Source organism: Paraburkholderia sp. J7 (genome assembly GCF_905220155.1).
GTDB lineage: Bacteria > Pseudomonadota > Gammaproteobacteria > Burkholderiales > Burkholderiaceae > Paraburkholderia.
Genome location: NZ_CAJMYZ010000004.1, coordinates 219,796 through 242,368, shown reverse-complemented (window position 1 = coordinate 242,368; position 22,573 = coordinate 219,796). Strand labels below are relative to the sequence as shown.

At 65.5% G+C, this 22,573-nt stretch carries 16 protein-coding genes; 15 read left to right on the top strand and 1 reads right to left on the bottom strand.

Annotated features, from left to right (window positions below):
• From U5A58_RS08575 to U5A58_RS08515, 13 genes are all read left to right on the top strand, one after another.
• Window positions 1-1,044 carry an amino acid--[acyl-carrier-protein] ligase gene (locus U5A58_RS08575; protein WP_321961113.1) on the top strand — a complete coding sequence of 348 codons (1,044 nt, stop codon included), beginning with the start codon at window positions 1-3 and terminating at the stop codon, window positions 1,042-1,044.
• On the top strand, window positions 1,041-2,096 hold the full coding sequence (locus U5A58_RS08570; RefSeq protein ID WP_321961112.1) for a DUF1839 family protein: 1,056 nt from the start codon (window positions 1,041-1,043) through the stop codon (window positions 2,094-2,096). Before U5A58_RS08575 ends, U5A58_RS08570 begins: the two co-directional genes overlap by 4 nt.
• 65 nt (window positions 2,097-2,161) lie before the next feature.
• Window positions 2,162-4,705: a glycosyl hydrolase 2 galactose-binding domain-containing protein gene (locus U5A58_RS08565; protein WP_415774194.1), complete on the top strand. Its 2,544-nt coding sequence runs from the start codon at window positions 2,162-2,164 to the stop codon at window positions 4,703-4,705.
• A gap of 51 nt (window positions 4,706-4,756) precedes the next feature.
• Window positions 4,757-5,848 (top strand): acyltransferase, encoded by a 1,092-nt coding sequence (locus U5A58_RS08560; protein WP_321961111.1) that lies wholly within the window; start codon window positions 4,757-4,759, stop codon window positions 5,846-5,848.
• Window positions 5,849-6,784: 936 nt separating this feature from the next.
• On the top strand, window positions 6,785-7,519 hold the full coding sequence (locus U5A58_RS08555) for a Crp/Fnr family transcriptional regulator (RefSeq protein WP_158757128.1): 735 nt from the start codon (window positions 6,785-6,787) through the stop codon (window positions 7,517-7,519).
• A gap of 24 nt (window positions 7,520-7,543) precedes the next feature.
• Window positions 7,544-8,938: an undecaprenyl-phosphate glucose phosphotransferase gene (locus tag U5A58_RS08550; RefSeq protein ID WP_321961110.1), complete on the top strand. Its 1,395-nt coding sequence runs from the start codon at window positions 7,544-7,546 to the stop codon at window positions 8,936-8,938.
• Between the two features lie 55 nt (window positions 8,939-8,993).
• On the top strand, window positions 8,994-9,914 hold the full coding sequence (locus tag U5A58_RS08545; protein ID WP_415774193.1) for a glycosyltransferase family 2 protein: 921 nt from the start codon (window positions 8,994-8,996) through the stop codon (window positions 9,912-9,914).
• 38 nt (window positions 9,915-9,952) lie between these two features.
• Entirely contained in the window at window positions 9,953-11,212 is a 1,260-nt protein-coding gene (locus U5A58_RS08540; RefSeq protein WP_321961108.1) for a polysaccharide biosynthesis/export family protein, read from the top strand.
• A 24-nt stretch (window positions 11,213-11,236) separates the two neighbouring features.
• A complete protein-coding gene (locus U5A58_RS08535) occupies window positions 11,237-13,636 on the top strand; it encodes a polysaccharide biosynthesis tyrosine autokinase (protein ID WP_321961107.1) in 2,400 nt (799 codons plus the stop codon).
• Between the two features lie 57 nt (window positions 13,637-13,693).
• A complete protein-coding gene (locus tag U5A58_RS08530; RefSeq protein WP_321961106.1) occupies window positions 13,694-14,863 on the top strand; it encodes a hypothetical protein in 1,170 nt (389 codons plus the stop codon).
• A 98-nt stretch (window positions 14,864-14,961) separates the two neighbouring features.
• On the top strand, window positions 14,962-16,284 hold the full coding sequence (locus U5A58_RS08525) for a hypothetical protein (RefSeq protein WP_321961105.1): 1,323 nt from the start codon (window positions 14,962-14,964) through the stop codon (window positions 16,282-16,284).
• Between the two features lie 76 nt (window positions 16,285-16,360).
• Complete coding sequence (locus U5A58_RS08520) at window positions 16,361-17,482, top strand: acyltransferase (protein ID WP_321961104.1); 1,122 nt, start codon at window positions 16,361-16,363, stop codon at window positions 17,480-17,482.
• Between the two features lie 297 nt (window positions 17,483-17,779).
• Window positions 17,780-19,504 (top strand): hypothetical protein, encoded by a 1,725-nt coding sequence (locus U5A58_RS08515; RefSeq protein WP_321961103.1) that lies wholly within the window; start codon window positions 17,780-17,782, stop codon window positions 19,502-19,504.
• An 18-nt stretch (window positions 19,505-19,522) separates the two neighbouring features.
• On the opposite strand, the gene U5A58_RS08510 is transcribed toward U5A58_RS08515, so the two are convergent.
• The gene (locus tag U5A58_RS08510) at window positions 19,523-20,680 is read right to left on the bottom strand and encodes a hypothetical protein (RefSeq protein ID WP_321961102.1); all 1,158 of its coding nucleotides are present in this window, start codon (window positions 20,678-20,680) and stop codon (window positions 19,523-19,525) included.
• Between the two features lie 357 nt (window positions 20,681-21,037).
• Between U5A58_RS08510 and U5A58_RS08505 the strand changes: the two genes are divergently transcribed.
• Both U5A58_RS08505 and U5A58_RS08500 read left to right on the top strand, forming a co-directional pair.
• Window positions 21,038-22,111 carry a glycosyltransferase family 2 protein gene (locus U5A58_RS08505; RefSeq protein ID WP_321961101.1) on the top strand — a complete coding sequence of 358 codons (1,074 nt, stop codon included), beginning with the start codon at window positions 21,038-21,040 and terminating at the stop codon, window positions 22,109-22,111.
• A complete protein-coding gene (locus U5A58_RS08500; protein ID WP_321961100.1) occupies window positions 22,104-22,526 on the top strand; it encodes a GtrA family protein in 423 nt (140 codons plus the stop codon). Before U5A58_RS08505 ends, U5A58_RS08500 begins: the two co-directional genes overlap by 8 nt.
• Window positions 22,527-22,573 lie beyond the last annotated feature (47 nt).

Genomic DNA, 22,573 nt, shown 5'->3' with positions numbered 1-22,573 from the left:
ATGAGCACGATCACCGATACGTCCGCCGCGGCGCAAGAAGCTGCCGCCCGCGAAGCCGCCGCCGAACTCGAAGCCGACCCGACCCTGCGCGATCGCCTGCTCGCCAAGGGCATCCTGATCGACACGGGTGAAAACGGCCTGTACGGGCGCAGCGCGGTCTTCGAGGACATCGTCGACCGCCTGAACGTGGCGATCTCGCACCTCGGCGCGGACCAGCAGCCCGAGCTGCTGCGCTTTCCGCCCGCCATGCGCCGCACGGACTTCGAGGACAGCGAGTACCTCAAGAACTTCCCGCAACTGGCCGGCACGATCCACTCGTTCTGCGGCGACGACGGCGGCCACCGGCGCCTGTTGCGCGCGCTCGACGACGCCATGGCCGAGCGCGACGACGACCGCGACGACGCCTGGCTCGGCCAGCAGAAGGCCACGCGCGTGGTGCTCACGCCGGCGGCGTGCTATCCGATCTATCCGGTGATCGCCCGGCGCGGCCCGCTGCCCGAAGGCGGCGCGACGATCGACGTGCTGTCGTATTGTTTCCGCCACGAGCCCTCGCTCGACCCGGCCCGCATGCAGATGTTCCGCCAGCGCGAATACGTGCGCCTTGGCAACGCGGAGCAGGTCATGGCGTTCCGCCAGATGTGGATCGAGCGCGGCTCGGCGCTCGTGCGCGCGCTGAACCTGCCGCTCGACGTCGATCTCGCCAACGACCCGTTCTTCGGGCGCGGCGGCAAGATCGTCGCAGACAGCCAGCGCACGCTCGCGCTCAAGTTCGAGCTGCTGATTCCGGTGGCGAACCCCGAAAGCAAGACCGCGTGCCTGTCGTTCAACTATCACATGGACCACTTCGGCGCGATCTGGAAGATCGCCTGCGCCGACGGCTCCGTCGCGCATACGGGGTGCGTAGGCTTCGGCATGGAGCGCATCACGCTCGCGCTCTTCCGCCACCACGGCCTCGACGTGAACGCCTGGCCCGACGACGTGCGCGCCTTGCTCTGGGGCGACACGCGCGCGCGCATTGCGCACGCGCTGGAGGGCAATGTATGAGCGCGCCGCTCTCGACTGCCGAATCGCTGACACCCGCGACGCCAGAGCCACCGGCGGCACCGGCCGCGCCGGCCGTGGTCGTGCCGCTGCGCGCGCCGCGCGGCGAGCACGCCTCGCACGCGCTGCACCAGGGCGAGCGCGTGTGGGTGGAGACGAACTGCTACGTCGACCTGTGGATCGAAGTGCTGCACGGCTTCGGGCTCGACCCGCGCGCCGGCTTCGCGTTCACGGTGACGCAGGACTTCGAGGGCGACCAGTTCACGTTCTTCAAGTTTCCGCTCGAAGACCTCGAAACGCTCTACGGCACCCAGGTGCAGGAGCTGGCGATCTACGACTCGCTCGAAGACCGCGTGCAAGCGCAAACGCTGCGCGGCCACACGGTGCTCGTCGAAGTGGACGGCTACTACCTGCCCAACACGCGCGCCACGTCGTACAAACGCGAGCATCCGAAAACCACGATCGGCATCGATTTCATCGACCCGCTGGAAAAGCGCCTCGGCTACTTCCACAACACGGGCTACCACCGGCTCGATGGCAGCGACTACGACGGCGTGTTCCGCAAGCTGCCGCAGTTTTTCGATCAGCCCGACCTGCTGTTTCCGTACGTGGAGTTCTGCAAGCAGGCGCGCGCGCCGCTGACCGGGCTGGACCTCGCGGAAGCCTCTGCGGAGCTGCTGCGCACGCATCTCGGGCGCAGGCCGCAGCGCAACCCGGTCACGCAGTGGCGCGCGGCGTTTCCCGAGCAGCTCGACGCCCTGCTCACGCGCGGCGAACGGTATTTCCACCTGTACTCGTTCAACCTCATGCGGCAGCTGGGCGCGAACTTCGAGTTCCTCTCCAAGTACCTGCAGTGGCTCAACGAGCAGGGCTTCGACTTGCCTGAGGAAATCGTTGCGGGCGCGCAGACCATTGCGTCGGAGTCGATGGTGATGCAGTTCCGGCTCGTGCGGGCCATGGCGCGCAAGCGCCCGGATCTCTGCGCCGACTGCTTCGACACGCTCGAAGCGGCCTACGACAACACGCTCCCGCCGCTTGCCAGGCTGATGGGTTGAGCGTCGGATTGTTTGATGGCTGTGCCGGCCGGGCACCAACCACAAGTCCATAGAAAGGAGCCGCCGTGCGGTCGTTGCCAACCGATACCTTCGATCCGCCGGGCGGCCCGGCTGAGACGGCGCTGGAAGCCACTCGGGCGGCCGCGCAAGAAGGTGCGGCGGCCGTCTGGCCGCGCCCGCTCGACACCGGCTGGCAATGCCTCGCCACGCGCGCGGGCGCGTGCGCATCGCCCGCCGACTGGCCCGCCGCGGGTTGGCTCACCGCCTCGGTGCCCGGCACCGTCGCGGCGGCGTGGCGCGCGGCCGGGCGGCTCGATATCGGCCATCCGCCGGCGTTCCAGCAGGACGATCACTGGTATCGCGTCGATGTGACGGGGCATGGCACGCAGCGCCTGCGTCTGCACGGTCTCGCGACGCTCGCGGAAGTCTGGCTCGGGGGCGAGAAGCTGCTCGACTCCGATTCAATGTTCGTCGCGCACGACCTCGACATCGCACTCGAAGGCCACGCCACGCTCGCGCTGTGCTTTCGCTCGCTCGCGCCGCTGCTGGCCGCGCGGCGCGGCCGTGCGCGCTGGCGCCCGCGCCTCGTGAATCCGCCGACGTTACGCAACGTGCGCACCACACTGCTCGGCCACATGCCGGGCTGGTGCCCGAGCGTGGAAGCCGTGGGCCCATGGCGTCCCATCGAATGGCTCGGCGACGCGCCCCACGCATTCGACACGATCGATGTGCACACCTCACTCGACGGCGACGACGGCATCGTGTCGTTCACGCTCACGTTCGTGCGCGAGCAACCGGCTACGGTCAGCGCACAACTCTCGTGCGCCGGCGCGCAAGCTGCGCTCGCCTGGCGCGACGCGCGCACGCTATGCGGCGAGCTGCGCGTGCCGAGCGTCGAGCGCTGGTGGCCGCACACGCACGGCGCGCCCACGCTGCACGCCCTTGCGCTGCAGCTGGGCGGCGAATCGTTCGATCTGGGCCGCGTGGGCTTTCGCACGATCGAAGCGGACCACGGCGACGACGGCAATGGCTTCGCACTGCGTATCAACGGCACGCCGGTGTTCTGCCGCGGCGCCTGCTGGACGAGCGCGGACCTCGTGACGCTCGCGGGCCACCCCGACGAACTCGCGCGCTGGTTCGCACTCGCACGCGACGCGGGCATGAACATGCTGCGCGTGGGCGGCACGATGGTCTACGAATCGGATATTTTCTATCGTCTCGCCGACGAGCACGGCATCCTCATCTGGCAAGACTTCGCATTCGCCAACTTCGATTACCCGAGCGACGACGCCTTCCTCGCCTCGGTCACGCGCGAAGCCACGCAGTTTCTCGCGCGCACGCGCCGCCATGTGTCGCTGGCCGTCACCTGCGGCGGCAGCGAGATCGACCAGCAGGCCGCGATGTTCGGCTTGACGCCCGAGCAGCGCGAGCAGCCGCTCTTCACACAACACTTGCCCGCACTCGTCGCACGCGAGCGGCCCGACATCCAGTACGTGACGAATTCGCCTTCGGGCGGCACCTGGCCGTTCGGCACGCGCTCGGGCATCACGCATTACTACGGCGTGAGCGCGTATCAGCGACCCATGAACGACGTGCGGCGCTCCGATGTGCGTTTTGCGGCCGAATGCCTCGCGTTCGCGAACATTCCCGACGACGCCACGCTGCACGAAGGCCTCGGCACGATCCACTGCCACGATCCGCGCTGGAAGGCCGCCGTGCCACGCGACCCCGGCTCCGGCTGGGACTTCGACGACGTGCGCGACCACTACGTGCAAGCGGTATACGGCCACGAGGCCGCGCGGCTGCGCTACGAAGACCCGCAGCGCTTTCTGGACCTCGCGCGCGCGGTGGTGGCCGAGCTCATGACCGAGGTCTACGCCGAATGGCGGCGCGCGGGTTCGCGCTGTGGCGGCGCGCTCGTCTGGCAGTTTCAGGACCTGCGCCCGGGCGCGGGCTGGGGTGTGGTCGATTCGCTGCGGCGCCCCAAGAGCGCATGGCACGGGCTCGCGCAGGCGTTCAAGCCCGTGCACCTCGGCATCACCGATGAAGGCCTGAACGGCCTCGACCTGCACCTCGTCAACGAGACGTCGCAGCCGCTCGACGCCACGCTCGAACTGCTCTGCCTGCGCGATGGCGCGGTCAAGGTCGCCGAGGCGAGCCGCGAGATCGCGCTTGCGCCGCGCAGCGCGCGCACGGTGAGCGCCGCCGACTGCCTTGGGCGATTCTTCGACTTCACGCACGCCTACCGTTTCGGCCCGCGTCCGCACGACGTGACGATCGCCACGCTACGCGATCGCACGAGCGGCGCCATTCTCGCCGAGGCGTTCCATCTGCCCGAGAAACGCGCGCTGGAGCGCCACGACCTGGGCATCGCGGCGAAGCTCGAAGCAACCCCTGAAGGATGGCAACTCGTGCTGCAAACGCAGCGCTTCGCGCGCTACGTGTACGTGGCCGATGCGCATTACGTCGCTTCACCGAACTGGTTCCATCTCGTACCGGGCAGGCCGCGCACGGTTGCGCTCACGCCGCACGGCGAAACGGCCCGGCGTGCGCCGCCCGAAGGCGAGATTCGTGCGATCAACGCGTCGGCAACGATTTTTTATCCGTGACGCGAACGCCCACCGGTCGCAGGATCGGACAAGGACAGGACAGGACAGGCCATGACCACACGCAACCTGATCGCACCGCCCGGCGCATTCCGCCTCGCACTGGCCGGTGCCGTGTGCCTTGGCCACGTGCTGCCCGTCTCGATCGGCGCGGCCGCCGTGCATCTGTTCTTCGCGTTGAGCGGCTACTGGATCTACCAGATGTGGCACGCGGAATATGCGCCGCTGCCGCGGCCTTATCTGTCGTTCGTGCTCTCGCGCGCGTGGCGCCTGCTGCCGGTGTTTTACGCAACCCTCATCCTGCTCGCGTTGTGCGTCTGGCCGCTCGGCATTTTCGCGTTCCGCCTGCCCGCGCAGTGGACGCTGCCCGCGTTCAACTTCTACGAGTCGCACCTGGCTATCTTCGGCTACGCGCAACTCGATGCCCCCGACAACGTGATTCCCACTGTCTGGTCGCTCGACATCGAGATGCAGTTCTATGTGGTCGCGCCGATCGTGATCTGGCTGCTCACGCGCGACACGCACCGCACCGCGATCGAAGCCACCATCGTCGCCGTTGCGCTGGCAGGCTTCGTCGTGTTGTTCGGCAATTTCGGACCGTGGCCTTCCCATTCGGTCTTGCCGCTCTACTTCATCTTTTTCCTGAGCGGCATGCTGGCCGCCCGCCACGACTGGCGCCCTTCGAAGCGAACGGCTCATGCCAGCCTCGCCGCGGGTGCGCTGTTCTTCTTTGGCAGCCTCGCGCTGCCTCACGCCCGTGAACTGTTCCTGTGGGGCAGCTTCACCGGCCCGCTGATCCGCTATACGCTGGCCGCGAACTGCGTGCTATCGCTGCTGCTGATTCCGTATGCGCTCGCCACGGTACGGGAGCCAGGCACGCGCCGCGACCGCATGCTCGGCAATATTTCGTACGAGGTGTATATCGTTCACGGCGCGGCGTTCACCGTATTTTTGCAGCACTTCGAGCAGCTTCCGCGCGTCGCGAGACTGCCGTGGATCGCGCTCATGCTCGTTGTCGTCGCGGTCGTATCCCTGCTGATTTACCGCTGGGTCGACGAACCGTCCGAAAGACTGCGCCGCGCGTTCTTCCGCTCGCGCCGCACGCGGGCCGCAACGCTTCCGCCCGGCGCGACGACGCCCATCTGATATCCGCGCCTCGCTTTCGCCAGGCGCCTTTGCCACGTTCTTGCCAGGCATTTTTCTGGTAGTGAACCCTTGCGCACCCCGAGCTTTTCACATGCTCACCACAGGCGCAAACGTGGAATCTAGACGCTCAAAAATACGCGATCTGTGCGCCTGCGCACGGTCGAGCAACGCCGGCCGAACGCGCTGAGCAAGCGCTCAGCGACGCTCCTGCGGCCTGCAAAACGCAATGCAACAACAACGAAACAGGTTCGGCGCGAGCAAGCGCAGCGAAGCCTGGCACATGCGCCGGCGCCGCCCTCTGAAACGCTGAGGGGCGCGCGCGCCGTGTCTCAAAGCCCCCAAGCCGTGGAAACCCGCATGTACGCTTGCTCTTGCGCTCATCGCGTGTCGGATTTGCGCTTCGCTGCGCACTGCCTCTGTTTGCGTGCAACCAACATTCCGTGCGCCAGCGCACGCTAGTCGTGGAACACATCTGAATCAATTTCGATTCGCAGTCGCAACCGCATCGAGACGCTCGAGAAACGCGTGTTTCAGCCTTGGTAGCTCACGCAAAGCTTTAAGTGCACGTCCGCGAGGCCCGTCAAATCAAGGCGTTGCGGGCAAACCACGCCGCGCGCCGCGCTCACCCGGCCCGCGCGCACTGTACAGATCTGAAACAAAAAGACCGACTTTTCCAGATCGCGATCCACGGCCTGCGGTGCTGCGTCGCGCCACTGCTCGTTTTCGGGTCCGTTGGCACGCTCCTCGCTAACAGGCATGCCATACCAGCGCGTAACCGGTGACCACAAACCAGCACCGACGCGTCCGGGGGTATACGGGGCCCACACAACGTACTCATGGCCGCACGCCAGGCATCAAGGCACAAGGCACATGGGACGAGGTGGCGGGGGAAAAACAGAATGCCGTGTTCGACACGGCTTCGTGCGAGGACCAATCATGCTTACCCTTCAATCCGATTTGCACGGCAATCATTTGCTCGGTGCTCTCCCGTCGCATGAGTGGCAGGCGCTTGCGCCCGATCTCGAGCTCGTCAATCTGCGTGCCGAGCAACTGCTCTGCGACTCCGGCCAGCGCATTCACCACGTCTACTTCCCGACCACGGCAGTCATCTCGCTGCTCTCGACGATGGAAGACGGCGGCTCGGTCGAACTGACGGCAGTTGGCCGCGAAGGCATGACCGGCGTGCCGATCCTCACCGGTGGCGAAACCATGCCGAGCCGCGTGCAGGTTCAGCACGGCGGCTTCGCCTATCGCATGAGCGCCCAGGCGCTGCGCCAGCACTTCGCGCGCTCGGACATGCTGCGCCGGCTCATGATGCTCTACATGCACGCGCTCCTCACGCAGATCGCGCAAACGGCCGCGTGCAACCGCCACCATTCGCTTTCCAGCCAGCTGTGCCGCTGGCTTCTGAGCGAGACGGACCGCGTCGCGTCGAACGAACTCGCCGTCACGCAGCAGCGCATTGCCGACATGCTCGGCGTGCGCCGCGAGGGCATCACCGAAGCGGCGGGCAAGCTGCACGCCCAGGGCCTCATCCACCACAATCGCGGCCGCATCCAGGTGCTGGACCGCGAAGGGCTCGAAGCGCGCGCCTGCGAATGCTACCGCCTCGTGCGCAGCGAGTTCGACCGCCTGCTGCCGCGCCTGCGTCAAGCCGAAACCGTCGCCTGACGCAGCACAAGCAGAGGATCGGACATGTTTCGCAATACGGCTCGGGCCTTCGACGCGCTCTTCGTGATCGCCGGAGGCCTCCTCGCCCACGGCGCGCGCTACTCGGCGGCCATCGGACTCGAGGACACGCAGCGGCTCCTCGTCGCATTCAATTGCGCGCTGGTGCTGCTGCTCTTCCCCGTGTTCGGCATCTACGAAACATGGCGCGGCAAGTCGCTGCCGACCATGCTCGCGCGCACTGCCGCCGCCTGGCTCGTGGTCGTGGTGATGGGGCTCTTGCTCGTCTTCACGCTGCACCGCGCCGACACGATCTCGCGGCTATGGTTCGCCTACGCGACGCTCATTTCGGGCGCGCTGATCCTCGCCACGAAGCTTGCCGCGCATTTGCTGCTGCGCGTGGCGCGGCGCCGCGGCCTGAACTACCGCACCGTCGCGCTCGTGGGCGCACCGGGCTTCACGCGCACGCTGCTCGCGCATCTGGAACAGCGTGCGCACGCGGGTTTCAAGCCCGTGTTCATGCTCGATACGACCCAGGCCGATCGCGACCAGACACACGCGGGGCACGCGAGCATCAACGGCTTGCCCACGTTCACGGAGATGAACGCGTTCGTGCAGAAAGTGCGTGACGAGCACATCAACGAAGTCTGGCTCGCGCTGCCGCTCTCCGAAGAGCACACGATCTACCGCTTTACGCGCGCGTTCCAGAACGACTTCGTGAACCTGCGCTTCATTCCCGATACGCGCAGCCTCGCGCTCTTCAACCACACGCTCGTGGACGTGCTCGGCCTGCCCACCATCAGCCTGACCGGCATGCCGATCCCCACGCCCCAGATGTGGCCGAAGCTCGTGTTCGACCGCATATTTGCGCTCACCGCGCTCGTGCTGATGCTGCCGCTCTTCGCGCTCATCGCTGTCGCGATCAAGCTGAACTCGCCGGGCCCCGTGTTTTTCAGGCAAAAACGCAAGGGCATCGACGGCCGCACGTTCGAGATCTACAAGTTCCGCTCGATGACCGTGCACCGCGAAGCCGAAGGCGTCGTCACCCAGGCGAGCCAGCACGACGCGCGCGTGACGAAGGTCGGCGCATTCCTGCGCCGCACGAGCCTCGACGAGTTGCCGCAGTTCGTCAACGTACTGCTCGGGCAAATGTCGGTGGTAGGACCGCGCCCGCACGCGCTCGAACACGACGACCTCTACAAGGATCTCGTGTACGGCTACATGCACCGCTACCGCATCAAGCCCGGCATCACCGGCTGGGCTCAGGTGAACGGCTATCGCGGCGCCACGCGCAAAGTGGAAAAAATGGAAGCGCGCGTGAAATTCGACCTGTTCTACATCCACAACTGGTCGTTCTGGTTCGACATCAAAATCGTGCTGATCACCCTCGTGAAGGGCTTCATCGGCCATAACGCGTATTGAAACGCATACGGGGAAACACGTGAATGAGGTATCGGGCCCGTCAGTAAAACTAACTGTGATTGTGCCGACGTACCGCCGGCCGGCGGATCTCGAACGCTGTCTCGCGGCGCTCGACACGCAGTGGCGCCCCGCCGACGAAGTGGTCGTCGTCGCCCGCGAGGACGACCACGCCACGCATGCGCTGCTCGACGCGCGGCCAGCGGGGCCCGGCACGCGCAACCTGCGCGTCGCGCGCATCACGCAGCCGGGCGTCGTCGCCGCCTACAACCTCGGCATCGAAACGGCGCGCGGCGACATTCTCTGCTTCACCGACGACGACGCCGCGCCGCACCGCGACTGGACCCAGCGCATGGCCGAAGCGTTCGCGCGCGACAGCGCGCTCGGCGGCATTGGCGGGCGCGACATCGTGCATCAGCTCGGCGCGATCCTTACGGGCGCGGCGCCCAACGTCGGGCTCGTGAGCTGGTATGGCCGGCCGGTGGGCAATCACCATATCGGCGCAGGTTCGGCGCGCCGCGTGCAGGTGCTCAAAGCGGTCAACATGGCGTTCCGGCGCGCCGCAGTGGAAGGCGTGCGCTTCGACGAGCGGCTGCGCGGCAGCGGCGCGCAGGTGCACTGCGAAATGCTGTTCAGCCTCGACGTCGTGCGGCGTGACTGGAAGCTGATGTACGACCCGACGATCCTCGTCGATCACTTTCCGGCGGCCCGCAGCGACGATGATCAGCGGTATGTGTTCAACCGCACAGCGTTCTACAACGCTTCGTTTAATCTGCGATTCATCATGCGCGACCACCTCTCACCGGCAGGTCGCTGGGCTTTTATCTTTTACGCCACGCTGATTGGCACGCGCGCGGACCCGGGGCTTGGCCGCGCGCTCACGCTGGCATTCGGCCGGACCGGGCCGACAGTGGCCATGCAGCAGTGGTGGATTGGCGTACGCGCTCTTTTTGGCGCCTGGCAGCAGGAAAGACGCTGAAAGGATCGGCGCGCACATGTAACGCGGGGAATGAGACCATGCAGACAAAAACCATCATCGCGGGGTTGGCAATGTCGTCGCTGTGCGCGTGCAGTTTCACGCCCGGCGGTTTTTTCGACGAAAGCAACCTGCGCGAACCCCCTCCGCCGGCACAGCAGACGGCGCCGCCCGTCTACGACGTGCAGCAGATCAACGCGCAATTCTTCGCCCAGCATCCGGACGATGACACGGCGTTGCGCACCTGCCCGCTCACGTGCCTCACACCGGACACGCGCGCGGAATACGTCTATCACATCGGCATCAACGATTCGCTGCAGGTGATCGTGTGGGATCACCCCGAGCTGACCTCGCAAGGCGGGTCGAGCGGGGGCACGCCGCCGTTGCCGGGCCTCTCGTCGGGCGGCGGCGCCGGCGCTTCGGCGGGCGGCGGTACTGGCGGCGGCACACTTGGCGGCGCGGGCGGCGCAGGCAGCACAGGCGGCGGCCAGATCGGCGGGCTCGAGCTGCGCGTGGCAAGCGACGGCACGATCTTCTTTCCGCGCGTGGGCCGAGTGAAGGTGGTCGGCATGACTGCCGAACAGGTCCAGCAAACGCTCACGAAAGGCTTGAGCAAAACGATCCGCAACCCGCAGCTCGACGTGCGCGTGACAGGCTTCAACAGCAAGCAGATCCAGGTGCTCGGCGACGTGCGCCAGCCCGCGGGCCAGGCGATCACCGACATGCCGCTGTCGATCGTCGACGCGCTCAACCGCGCTGGCGGCGCCAACCAGGACGCCGATCTGCAGAACATCGGCGTCACGCGCGCCGGCGTGCGCCATCAGGTCGACGTCGATTCGCTGGTCTCGACCGGCAATATCAACCAGAACGTGCTGCTCAAGGATGGCGACATCGTCGACGTGCCCGACCGCGCCAATAGCCGCGTGTTCGTGCTCGGCGAAATCGCGCATCCTTCGATCGTGCCGATGAACCGCGGCAAGCTCACGCTCGCCGACGCCATCGCGAACGCGAACAGCATCGACAACCGTACGTCGAACCCGCATGCCATCTACGTGATTCGCGGCATCGATCCGCAGCCGGGACCGAACCACACTGTGAAGACAAAGCTCGCCACGCCCGAGGTGTATCGCCTCGACATGACCCAGGTCGATTCCATCATGCTGATGACCCGGTTCGAGCTGGAGCCTCGCGATGTGGTGTACGTGCAGATCGCCCAGTCGGCGCGCTTTAACCGCCTGCTCGACCTGATCACGCCGTCGCTGCAGACGATCTTCTTCACGAAAGAACTCGTGAACCCCTGAGTACCGCGACCGAGAGAGATAACAATGAGTACCTATGACATTGAAGACATCTCGCCGGCCCGCGGGAGCGACGAGGACGAGGTGATGCGCGATCTGGTGCGCATGGTGGTGGACCAGATCTGGTGGGTGATCGGCATCGTGGCGGTGGTGCTCGGTGCCGCCGTGTTCTATGCCCAGACTGCCACGCGCATCTACTCCGCCGACGCCATGCTGCAGATCGACCCGGCGCAGCAAGGCTCGGGAGCCGCCTCGATCGGCTCGCTTTCGACCGTCGGCGGGGGCATGGTGCGCACCGACGCCGAAATAGAGATCATCAAGAGCCGCAGCGTGGTCGAGCCCGTAGTGGAGCAATTCAAGCTCAACTTCGGCGCGGGGCCAAAGACGATGCCTTACCTCTCGCGAATCTCCCACCTGTTCGCGCGTCCGGGCCACCCGATGCCTGCCTGGTTCGGCATGCACTCCTATGCGTGGGGCGGCGAGCAGTTCGCCGTCGACTCGATCAGCGTGCCCAAGGCGCTCGAAGGCGTGCAGCTCACGCTGCGCGCACTCGGCGACGGCCGCTTCGATCTGCTCGATCCGGCAGGCCATCTGCTGCTGACCGGCAACGCCGGGAAGCCGGCCGAAGGCAACGGTGTCACCATCTACGTGACGCAGCTCGTCGCGCGCCCCGACACCGAGTTCTTCGTCACGCGCGCCAACCAGCTCGACGCCGTCATGGGTCTGGCGGGCGGCCTGGGGGTCATGGAACGCGGCCATGACACCGGCATCGTGCAGCTTTCGTTCATGGGCACGGACCCGAAGGCGATTACCGCGATCACCAACGCAGTCGCCCAGTCGTACCTCGCACAGCGCACGGCGCGCGCGCAGGAGGAGGCGAGCAAGATGCTCGATTTCCTGAACAGCGAGCTGCCGCGGCTGCGCGAGGATCTGCAGCGCGCGGAACGCGCGCTCTCAGAGTACCAGGCGCGGGCCGGCACGTTCCAGCCGTCTGCCGAGGCCTCTGTGTATCTGTCGGGCGGCCTCGAGTACGAAAAGCAGATCGCGGCGCTGCGCATCGCGCGTGCGCAGCTGATTACGCGCTTCACCGCCGACAGCCCCGAGGTCCAGCAGGTCGACGCCCAGCTTGCTGCCCTCTCGGCCGAGCGCGCGCGCTTCGAAGATCACTTCAAGGGCCTGCCGGGTACGGAGCGTGAAGCCGTCTCGCTGCAACGCGATGCCAAGGTCGCCAACGACATCTACGTCGCCCTGCTCAACCGCACCCAGGAACTGTCGATCCAGAAGGCGGGGACGGTAGGCAACGTGCACATCATCGACGAGGCACTCGTGCCGACCGTGCCGGTCGCGCCCAAGTCCGGCCTCATCATTTCCGCGGGCGCGCTCCTCGGCGTGCTCGCGGGGATCGGGTTCGCGTTCTGCCGCCACATGTTCATCACGGGTATCTCGGACCCCGAAACGATCGAGCGGCGCTTCTCGCTGCCGATCTTCGGCTCGATTGCGCTCTCGGCCGAGCAAACGCGCAGCGATCTGCAACTCGCCAACAGCAAGCACGCCGCGCTGCCCGCGCCCACGCGAAGCGGCATGATGCGTATCTTGCCCTCGAGCGTTGCACGCCTGCTGCGCCCGCACGGTGCACACAACAGCGCACGCGTGGGCGAGCGCGGTCGCACAGCGGCAGCCGACACGCTGCCGGTTCCGGCGCCGTATGCGCCCACCCGCGCGCTGCTCGCGAAGACGCATCCGTTCGACACCTCGGTCGAGGGTCTGCGCGGCTTGCGCGCGACGCTGCAATTCGGTCTCGTCGATACGCCGAACCGCATCGTCGCGTTCACGAGCCCGACGCCCGCCGATGGCAAGAGCTTCCTGTGCGCGAATCTCGCCGCGCTGTTCGCCGAATCCGGCAAGCGCGTGCTGCTGATCGACGCGGACCTGCGGCGCGGGCGCCTCGCGCAGTACTTCGGCCGCTCGCCCAAGGGCGGGCTGACCGAGCTGCTCACCGGCCAGGTGGACTTCGATATCGCCGCGCGCGCAACGGGCGTTTCGGGGCTGCACTTCATCGCAGCCGGCGCGTATCCGCCGAATCCGTCCGAAATCCTGACGTCGAGCCGCTTCGCGGACGTGCTGCGACGCTTCTCCGAAGAATTCGATCTCGTGATCGTCGACACGCCGCCGCTGCTCGCCGTGGCCGATTCGTCGATCGTCGCGAACCTCGCCGGCGCAACGGTCCTCGTGATCCGCGCGGGCGCCCATACGGAGCGTGAGATCGGCGCGTCGCTCAAGAAGCTGCAGCGCGCGCGCGCGCACGTGGTCGGCGGCGTGCTGAATGCGGTGGAGCTCAAGCGCGGCGCGCGCTATGGCCACTACGACTATGCGTACGCCTATACGTACACCACTGATCCGTCCGGCACGGACTATTCCCAGCCCTGATGCGAGCACGCGGGACCGCGCGAACGTGCGGCCCCGCGCTTCTTGACGGAGTGTCCCATGAACCCGCAGCAGCCCTTCGGCGCACGCGTCACACGCAGCGTGATGCTCTTGTGCACCTATCTGCTCGTCGCGGCAGCCGCCTTCTGCGGCAGTTACGCCAAGCACAGCTTCGGCGACGGGCATGCCGGCACCTCGCTCACGGACGTCCTCGCAGGCACGGCCGAGCGGCCGTACGTCTACCGCCAGCTGTTGCCCGCTATCGCAAACGCGAGCGAGAGGCTGCTGCCGGGATCCGTCAAGGCGCGCTTTCTCGAACATCTCGCCAAGGACGCGCCAGCGCATAATCCGCTGCGCGCCACGTTCACGCGCGCGACGAGCACCGACGATCCCGTGTATGCGCTGCGCTATTACGTCGTGTACGGCCTCTCCTTCGGTTCGCTGTTCGTCGCGATGCTGATGCTGCGCAGGGTCTGCCTCGACCTCACCGGCGACGAAGTAGCCGCCACGCTGGCGCCGCTCGTCCTCGCCATCGCCGTGCCAGCCACGTACTACTACGATTTTCCCGAGATGATGTTCATGACGATCGCCGTTTGGCTCGCGTGCCGGGCAAAGATCGCATGGCTCGTGGCCCTTGCGCTCGTGGCGACGTTCAACAAGGAGTCGTTCCCGCTCTTTGCCGTCACGCTATACCCGTTTTTGCGCATGCGCGTCTCGCGCCGCGCGGCCGTGGCGTGCATCGGCGCCTGCGTCGTCGCAGGCGCGCTCGTCAACGTGCTGATCAAATACCGGTATGCGGGCAATACCGGCAGCCCTGCGCTGTTCAATCTCTGGGTCAACCTCCGCTTCTTTGCCAACCCGCGCAACTACCTCCTGACCGAGTGGACGTATGGCATTCCGCTGCCGCGCCCGACCAACGTCGTGATGCTCGCGCTGCTTTCACTGCTCGTGCTCACCGGCTGGGGCACGCTGCCAAAGTGCGCGCGCCGCCATGCATTGCTGGCTGCCGCGTGCAACGTGCCGCTCTTTCTCGCGCTCGGCTATGTGGACGAAGTGCGCGCGCTGAGCATGCTCGACGTGAGCGCAGCGCTGTTGTTGTGCACCACTGCGGCGGTTTATCTCGGCAGCGCGGGGTCCAGGCGTCGTGCCGCGGCCACCCGGGCGCATGGCTCGCCCGCGGTCTCCGGCGGCCTGGCCGGCCGCCAGGCGCAGGCAGTCAACGAAACCTAGACAGTTCGCAGGCAACAGACGGTCAGCGGCCGCGGCGGGTCAATTCGGATCGCCGCGCGGCGCTGTCGATGGATCCAGCGCAAGAAAGGGGGGATGCAGTGAAACGAGTGAATCTATGGATCGTCCTCGCGCTCATGAGCGCAGGCGTTGCGCTCGTCTGGGGCGTAACCGCGTATGCGCCGCAAACGATGAACTGGAGCGCCTACGGCTACACCGAGTGGCTCGTCACCTATAACCAGGGTTTCGTCCGGCGCGGCCTCGGCGGTGCGCTGCTCGGACTCGTGCGCGACAACGTCGACTGGATCAGCGCGATCAATCACCTCGTGTTTGTGAACTACACGGTACTGTGCGTGCTGATGTTCGCACTGTGGCGCGCCTCGCGCTGGCAGAGCACCCCGGCAATCGTGCTCGCGCTTTTGCTGCCGGGCGGACTCCTGCAGATGGCCTTCGGGGACGAATACTTCTTTCGCAAGGAAATGCTGTTCCACATTTCGCTCGCGATCAATTGCCTGATTTACGTGTACATCAGCCGTGCCGACACGGATGCGGCGCGCACGCCCGCCGCGTGGCTGTTTTTCGTCATGTTCCTCGCGCAGTGCGCAATCCTGCCGCTGTTTCACGAAGGATTCGTGTTCATTTCGTTCCCTGCCTTCTACTTGCTCGCGCGACGCGTTGCGCAGATGTTCCCCGCGCGCCGGGTTTTCACGTGGCTAGTGTGGCTCGGCCTTTTCATCCAGCTGCTCATGCTTGCCGTGTGTTTCGTATTTCGCGGCAACCCGCACCTCGCGGGCGAGATGTGGATGATGCTGGACCCTGCGCTACGCGCGTCCTTGTCGCCGAAATCGCCCGACATCCCCTTCGGCGCGGTGACCGTGCTCGGCTGGAGCGCGCTCGCCAACCTCTCGCTTTCGCTGCACGTGCTCGTCTCCGGGCAGTTCTGGGAATGGGCGCTCGGCGCAGTCGGCATCGGCGCGGTGCTCGCCTTCATCACGTCGCGGCGCGACGCCAGCGGCGGCGTGTGCTCACCCGACCTGCTGCGCCGCCATCTCGCGATCCTGTGGTTTCTTGCGCTCTGCTCAACGCCGATCTTCGTGCTCGCGATGGACTGGGGGCGCTGGCTTTCGGCTGTCTCATTGTCGTACGTGATGCTGCTGCTCGCCGACGGCACGGGTTCGATCACGGTGCCCGACGTGCTGCGCCTCGTTCCCGTGGCCCTGCGCGCGCGCCTCGAACCGTCAATCCAGTACGTGTCGCGCGATCTGATCCCCGCCATTGCCTTTCGAAGCGGCCACAACGGCAAGACGCTCTTCGCGCTGTCGCTGTTCTATTGCCTGACTTTCCGGTTGCCCGAATGCTGCATGCTGATGGGCTTTAGCCCCTTCTACCGGTTCCGGCCGCTGATCGACCAGTTTTTCCACTGAATCGCCCGAGGAGTGGGCTCGCAACAGAAGCTCCAAGCGCAACACTGCGCCCTTGTCGGGCAGCGAGAAAGACATAATGAAAAACAACTCCGGCCGGGGCGCAAACGGGAAGATCGATTACCTCGAGGCACTGCGCTTTATTCTCGCGTGCCTGACCATGGCCTGGCACTACTACTATTTCGGGCCTCTGCTCGGCGTGATCGGCGCCGCGCCGCTCCATTTGCCGGGTTTGCGCTACTGCTCGTTCGGCGTCGATATCTTCTTCGTGCTGAGTGGTTTCATCATCATCGGTTCAGCGCTCACCCGCACGGCCGGCGAATTCCTCACGAACCGGCTCGTGAGACTCGGCCCGTGCCTGCTCATCTGCGCGCCAATTACCTTTGCGGCGACCTTCGCCGCAGGCTATTCGCCTTCGCTCCCCAGCCTGCTCAGCTCCATTCTCGTGCTGCCGCTTCCGGTCGTTGCCGGCGTCGACTGGTCGTACTGGTCGCTCGGCACCCTCGTGACCTTCTACGTAATCGTGTTCGTCGCCATGCAGCTCGTCGACATCGGCAAGCACATCACCACACTCGCACTGCTGCTCACGCTATTTAGCGCGGTGACGCTGCTGCCCGGCTTTCCGCTCAAGGCCAGCCCGACGAGCCCCTTCCCGTTCGAACGGTACGCGCCCTACTTCGCCGCCGGGATGCTGCTGCACCTGATCATCACGAAAAGGCGCTTCTCGGCTGGCGTTCTTGTGACGCTCGCGGTCACGTTCGTGCTCATCGCGATTCGCTCGTGGATGGACGCCGCGCGCATTTCGGAGCTGTTCACGAATACGAGCCCGGCGCCCGTCAGCGGGCCCGTCATGGCGCTGGCCGCGCTCGGCATCTTCATCTGCTTTACACGCAAGGCAAATTACGCATGGCTAAAGCGGCTCTACTCGGTCCTCGGCAGGACGGCCTACCCGATCTATCTGATCCACCAGAACCTGGGCTACATGTTGATCAGTTTCGCCGAGAAGCGGCTGCATCTCAGTCTTGATGTGCGCCCCCTCGTGATGGCGTGCATGGTCGCGCTCTCTTTGGGGATCGCGGTGTATCTCGAGCCACACCTCGCCGTGCGCTATCGCCGGCTCGCGAATTACCTGGTCAGCGCAAAACGGCCGTTGTCGGCACGCATGGATGGCTCGAAGGCGACGGTGCGCGACGCCGAATAGTCCACGAGGACGCCATCTCGCCCCGCGCGGCACGCCACATCGCACCGTGCGGCGAGACCCGTTATGCGCCTTGTAGCGCGTCATGGTGCGCTGCCGTACAGAGCCGCGCTGCCACCGCTCATAGCATCACGCGTGACACTGCCGGATGCTCCCGGCACGGCGCCGCTGCCACGGGCAAACGGCGAGGTGCGCAGTCCATGCGGGCCCCGCGCGCGATGCCCGCGCCCGTCATCCCTGCTGCGCCGATCCACCACGCCACGCTCCGTCGATCCGGACCTTCATTCGGGCTTTGCGCACATGGACACGCTTTTCACCACCAAACCGCTCGCGAGCGACCGCCGTGATTACCTCGGCGTCATGCTACCGGTAACAATCTGGCTGATCGCAGTCGTCGCCGTCAATCCGCTCGGCAACATCCCGCTCAACGACGACTGGTCTTACGCGCTCACCGTGCGCACGTTGCTCGAAACCGGCCAGTTCACGCCGGGGGGCTATACCTCGATGACGCTGGTTGGACAGACGCTCTGGGGCGCGCTCTTTTGCCTGCCGTTTGGTTTCTCGTACACGGCGTTGCGCGTCTCGACGATTGTGGCCGGCGCCCTCGCGCTTGCCGCGCTTGCGTTGCTCCTGCAGGACGCAGGCTGCAGCCGCCGCAAGACCGTGGCCGCGACGCTGGTGCTGGGCTTCAATCCGATCTGGCTCCTGCTGTCCTTGTCATTCATGACCGATATCGAGTTCGCCGCGTACTCGATCGTCGCCACGATGTTCTTCTGCCGCTTCCTGCGCAGCCGTAAAACCGGCACCTTGCTCCTCGCCATCGCGTTCGCGCTCGCCGCGGTATCGGTGCGCCAGCTCGGGCTGAATCTGGCGATGGCGATGTTCGCCGCGCTCGTGCTCGAATCACGCAAGGACAAGCGCGCCATCGCGCTCAGCGCGGCCGGGATCGCCGCCGGCATTGCGCTCCTCGCCGGTCTCGTGCTGTGGCTGAGCGCACGCCATGCGTTGCCGGCCTTGGCGAACGCGCCTACCGAGTGGCTCGGCCGCTCGCTCACCTCGCTGCGCACTTTAGCCGTTAAGTTCGAGCAGTACGGTCGTGGCGTGATCGTGCACATCGGCTGGTTCCTCTGCCCCGTTCTGCTCTGGCGCGCTCCCGCGATGATCGCGAGCTATCGACGCCGGCGCTACGGGCGCGCGATCCTCGTCGCCGCCGGCGCGCTCGGCGCGGTCTGGTTCGCGCTGATGGCGGCCGTTCATCCGCTGCCGTTCGACTGGGTCACGATCAACGACGCCGGCCTCGGTCCCGTCCGGCTGCACAGCGCGCCCGGCACGCTGCCCGGACCCGCGCCGCTGCCCAAGGCGTTCTGGATGCTCATGACGTTCATCGCAGTCAGCGGGGCCACGCTCATGCTCCTCGAAGTGGGGCTCGTGGTCATATCGCTAGTGAACGCGCTGCGCAGACGCCAGTTCGATAGCGACGCATCGTTGCGCGCATTCCTGCTGTTCAACGCCGTCATTTACCTCGGGCCACTTTTGATGGCCGGGTATTTCGACCGCTATCTGCTCGTGCCGACCTTCGCGCTGCTCGCGCTCATCACCGTCGAATGGCAGTGGGCCGAGAACGCCACGCAGCGCGAGATGCCACACAAGGGCGCACGTGGATTCGCCGCGGCGGCCGTGTTCTCCCTGGTGCTCACGGGCGCCTACGCTGTAGCCGGGACCCATGACTACATGAGCTGGAACCGCGCCCGCTGGAGCCTTCTCGATACCCTGCTCAGTCAAGGCGTGAAGCCGGCGCAGATCGACGGCGGGGAGGAATTCAACGGCACGTATCTGTATGACCCCAACTACGTCGACTCGCCGACGAAGAGCTTCTGGTGGGTCCAGGATGACGAGTACCTCGTGCAGTTCGGCGGTGAAGACGGCTACCATACGGTCGCGAGCGCCGAGGTGGACGGCTGGCTGCCCAACTTCCGCACCAGCCTGCTGGCGCTACGGCGCGATGCGCACTCACCGCAACACTGACTGTGCGACGTGCGCCGATTACTGATGCGAAATCGCAGGCGCCGCCTGCGGGTCGTGGCGCACGTCGGCCACGCCCGCAAGAGCCGGCGCGCCCCGGCTTGCATTCTCCATGTACGCCGCAATGCCTTCGCAGAGCAGCAGTGCAGCAGGCACGTAGAGCATGCTAAGCGCACGCACCTCGTCGCCCCAGCCAAAGAGCAGATAGAGCGGCGCGTTGATCGCCAGCGCGATTAGCGCGTGCAGGCGCGCCGCACGCGGTAGCCGCTTCCAGCCCGCGCGCGCGATCGTCAAGAGCGCGAACAGGATGATCACGTTGAAGCCCTTTGGCAGCAGGATGCCGTACGTCCAGTCGCTAAGCAGATAGTTGCGCGGATCGGCGAGAAAACGCAGGTTGACCATCAGGTTGAACTGAGCAATGTCGCCGGGATTGGCCGCGTAGTGCAGTTTCATCACGCCATTGACGGCGCCGCCCGCCAGGACGCAAAGGCCCGTCACGGTCAGCGCCTCGCGCGCGGACATCCGTTCGCGCAAGAACGGGTACAGACACACCACGAAGAACATGAACGATTCCTTGTTCAGCGTGGCGACCGGCGTGAGCAACAGCAGCCAGAGCCACTTGCCGCGCGCCGCGAGCCACACCGACAGCGCCATGAAGAAGAACTCCGGGAAATCCCAGAAATTGCCGGCCGGCATGGCCAGCGCGAACGCGAGCGGCGCGAGCGTGGCCGCCGCCGCGTGGCCCGTAAGGTCCGCACAAACGGCGCGCAACACGAGCATGCCCGCAAGCAACGCCACGAATAGCGCCCCGTACACCATGTAGTAGCGCAGCACGTAAGCCGGGTTGCGTGCTTCGGTGGCCCGCTCGAACGTGTTGACGATCCAGTCGTGCTTCGGATACTCAATGTGCAGGTGCGCGACCAAACTGGATTTCAGGCTCGCGGGCAATGCCTTGTCGACGAGGTTCGCCGCGTAGGGGACGAGTTGTCGATAGACGTACGGGCGATCGGCGGTGCCGTCGAGCATGCGCACGATCGAATCGTGCGTGGAATCGTCGCGCAATGCGTACTTCGAGAAAAAGCCACAGTACGACGCGGCCGCGACGAGCACATACAGCGCAAATATCAAGGCACGCCTCGCGAGCGCGCTCTCGGCCATCGAACCTCCTGAAAGCTTCATCGTCGACTCCGTGGCGCCAAGTGCGAGGCGCGTGCGTCTGATAGGTGTCTGACGATAGCGGCCACCGGGCGCCGGCACAGTACGATGCGCCACATTGCGCGCTCGCGCGGCGTCCTGCGCGCGGCCAGCATCCGACGCGATTACGACGGCGGCCGGCGCCCGCGACTCTCCCTCCCCAATTGTTCCAGTTGCAAGCGAAGCCCGCGCACACGCCACACCTAAGCTTGCCCGAGTGTGCGCGTGCGAACGATGTCGCCTCCCGTCCCAGGCTAGATTCTGGCTCAGGCGGCATGCATTGCGTTTCGAAGGGACGTTGTTCTGCGCTTTGAACCTCGAATACCGCGGGAGAGGCAGGTCATGGACTACCTGGTTGGCCAACAATTGCATGATTCCGCGCTTCTCAGGGAATCACTTGGAGAGCCGCTGCCCTTGCGCGAGCGATATGTCGCCGGGTTGCCCTTGACGCAAACGTGCGACGCGGACGCCAAACTGCTCTCGCTGGTCGTCCCTTTTTTCAATGAAGAAGAGATGATCGGCCCGTTTTTCGATGCAACATTGCCGGTTCTCGATCTGCTCAAGGGAGTGAACTTCGAGATCGTGTGCGTGAACGACGGCAGCCGCGACCGCACGCTACCCATGCTGCACGCGCGCGCCGCAGCCGACAGTCGCATTCGGGTCATCGACCTCACCCGCAATTTCGGCAAGGAAGCGGCACTTTCCGCCGGGCTCGACGAAGCACTGGGCGACGTCATCGTGCCGTTCGACGCCGATCTGCAGGATCCCCCGCGCGTCATCGCCTTGTTGCTCGAGAAGTGGCGGGAGGGCTATGACGTCGTCGTTGCACGGCGCGTCAATCGCGACTCCGACACCTGGCTCAAACGCAAGACCGCGGCCATGTTCTACCGGATGCATAACGCCGTTTGCGATACCCACATTCCCGAGAATGTCGGAGACTTCCGGCTAATTACGCGAGAGGTCGCCGACGCGCTGAAGCAGTTGCCGGAGACCCGGCGCTTCATGAAAGGGCTCTTTGCGTGGGTCGGCTATCGCACGGCGTTCGTCGACTACGCGCGCGAACCCCGCGCCGCTGGCGAGTCGAAGTTTTCCGGATGGAAACTGTGGAATTTCGCGCTGGAAGGATTCACCAGCTTCAGCACCTTGCCGCTGCGGGTCTGGACCTACGTCGGAAGCTTCGTGGCGTTGTTCGCCTTCCTGTACGCGGCGTTTCTCATCACGCGCACGCTGATCATGGGCATCGCCGTTCCGGGTTATGCATCGATTCTGACCGTCGTCCTGCTGCTGGGCGGCGTCCAGTTGATCGGCATTGGCGTACTTGGAGAATACGTCGGACGTATTTATGCCGAATCCAAAAAGCGCCCTGTCTACCTGATAAGAAGCCGTTTTCCTGAAGCGAAGAATCGAGATGTCTAGCACCGGGGTAGCGCTCAGATTCGTGACGTATGCCAGCATTGGCGCGCTTGGAACGGCGGCACAGTTCCTCACGCTGTTCTTCGTCGTGCACTCGGGCTGGAGCAATGCCGTGACCGGCACCATCGTCGGCGCGATAGTGGGCGCCGCAGTGAACTACGTGCTGAATCGAAGAATTACCTTCAGGTCACGTATCAGTCATCTGTCGACGCTGCCCAGGTTTCTCGCGATAGCCAGCCTGGGCGTGGTGGTGAGTGGACTCATGATGAAGGTCCTGACCGACGTCCTCCACCTGAACTATATGATCGCGCAGATTGGCGTCTCCGGCGTCGTGCTGCTCTTGACCTTTTTGCTGAACTCTATCTGGACGTTCGGAACGCGCAGCGCAATTCCGGACACCGGTGGCACACGCGTTTAGTTCTGTTCCGTCGCATCTGCCTTGTATGCGGTCCGCGTTGGGCATCA

Bases quoted from the DNA above. Each gene is read 5' to 3' on its own strand.
- U5A58_RS08500 (WP_321961100.1), top strand. From the start codon at position 22,104: ATGTCTAGCACCGGGGTAGCGCTCAGATTCGTGACGTATGCCAGCATT.
- U5A58_RS08535 (WP_321961107.1), top strand. From the start codon at position 11,237: ATGAGTACCTATGACATTGAAGACATCTCGCCGGCCCGCGGGAGCGAC.
- U5A58_RS08575 (WP_321961113.1), top strand. From the start codon at position 1: ATGAGCACGATCACCGATACGTCCGCCGCGGCGCAAGAAGCTGCCGCC.
- U5A58_RS08570 (WP_321961112.1), top strand. From the start codon at position 1,041: ATGAGCGCGCCGCTCTCGACTGCCGAATCGCTGACACCCGCGACGCCA.
- U5A58_RS08505 (WP_321961101.1), top strand. From the start codon at position 21,038: ATGGACTACCTGGTTGGCCAACAATTGCATGATTCCGCGCTTCTCAGG.
- U5A58_RS08515 (WP_321961103.1), top strand. From the start codon at position 17,780: ATGGACACGCTTTTCACCACCAAACCGCTCGCGAGCGACCGCCGTGAT.
- U5A58_RS08560 (WP_321961111.1), top strand. From the start codon at position 4,757: ATGACCACACGCAACCTGATCGCACCGCCCGGCGCATTCCGCCTCGCA.
- U5A58_RS08530 (WP_321961106.1), top strand. From the start codon at position 13,694: ATGAACCCGCAGCAGCCCTTCGGCGCACGCGTCACACGCAGCGTGATG.
- U5A58_RS08540 (WP_321961108.1), top strand. From the start codon at position 9,953: ATGCAGACAAAAACCATCATCGCGGGGTTGGCAATGTCGTCGCTGTGC.
- U5A58_RS08555 (WP_158757128.1), top strand. From the start codon at position 6,785: ATGCTTACCCTTCAATCCGATTTGCACGGCAATCATTTGCTCGGTGCT.
- U5A58_RS08520 (WP_321961104.1), top strand. From the start codon at position 16,361: ATGAAAAACAACTCCGGCCGGGGCGCAAACGGGAAGATCGATTACCTC.
- U5A58_RS08550 (WP_321961110.1), top strand. From the start codon at position 7,544: ATGTTTCGCAATACGGCTCGGGCCTTCGACGCGCTCTTCGTGATCGCC.
- U5A58_RS08510 (WP_321961102.1), bottom strand. From the start codon at position 20,680: ATGAAGCTTTCAGGAGGTTCGATGGCCGAGAGCGCGCTCGCGAGGCGT.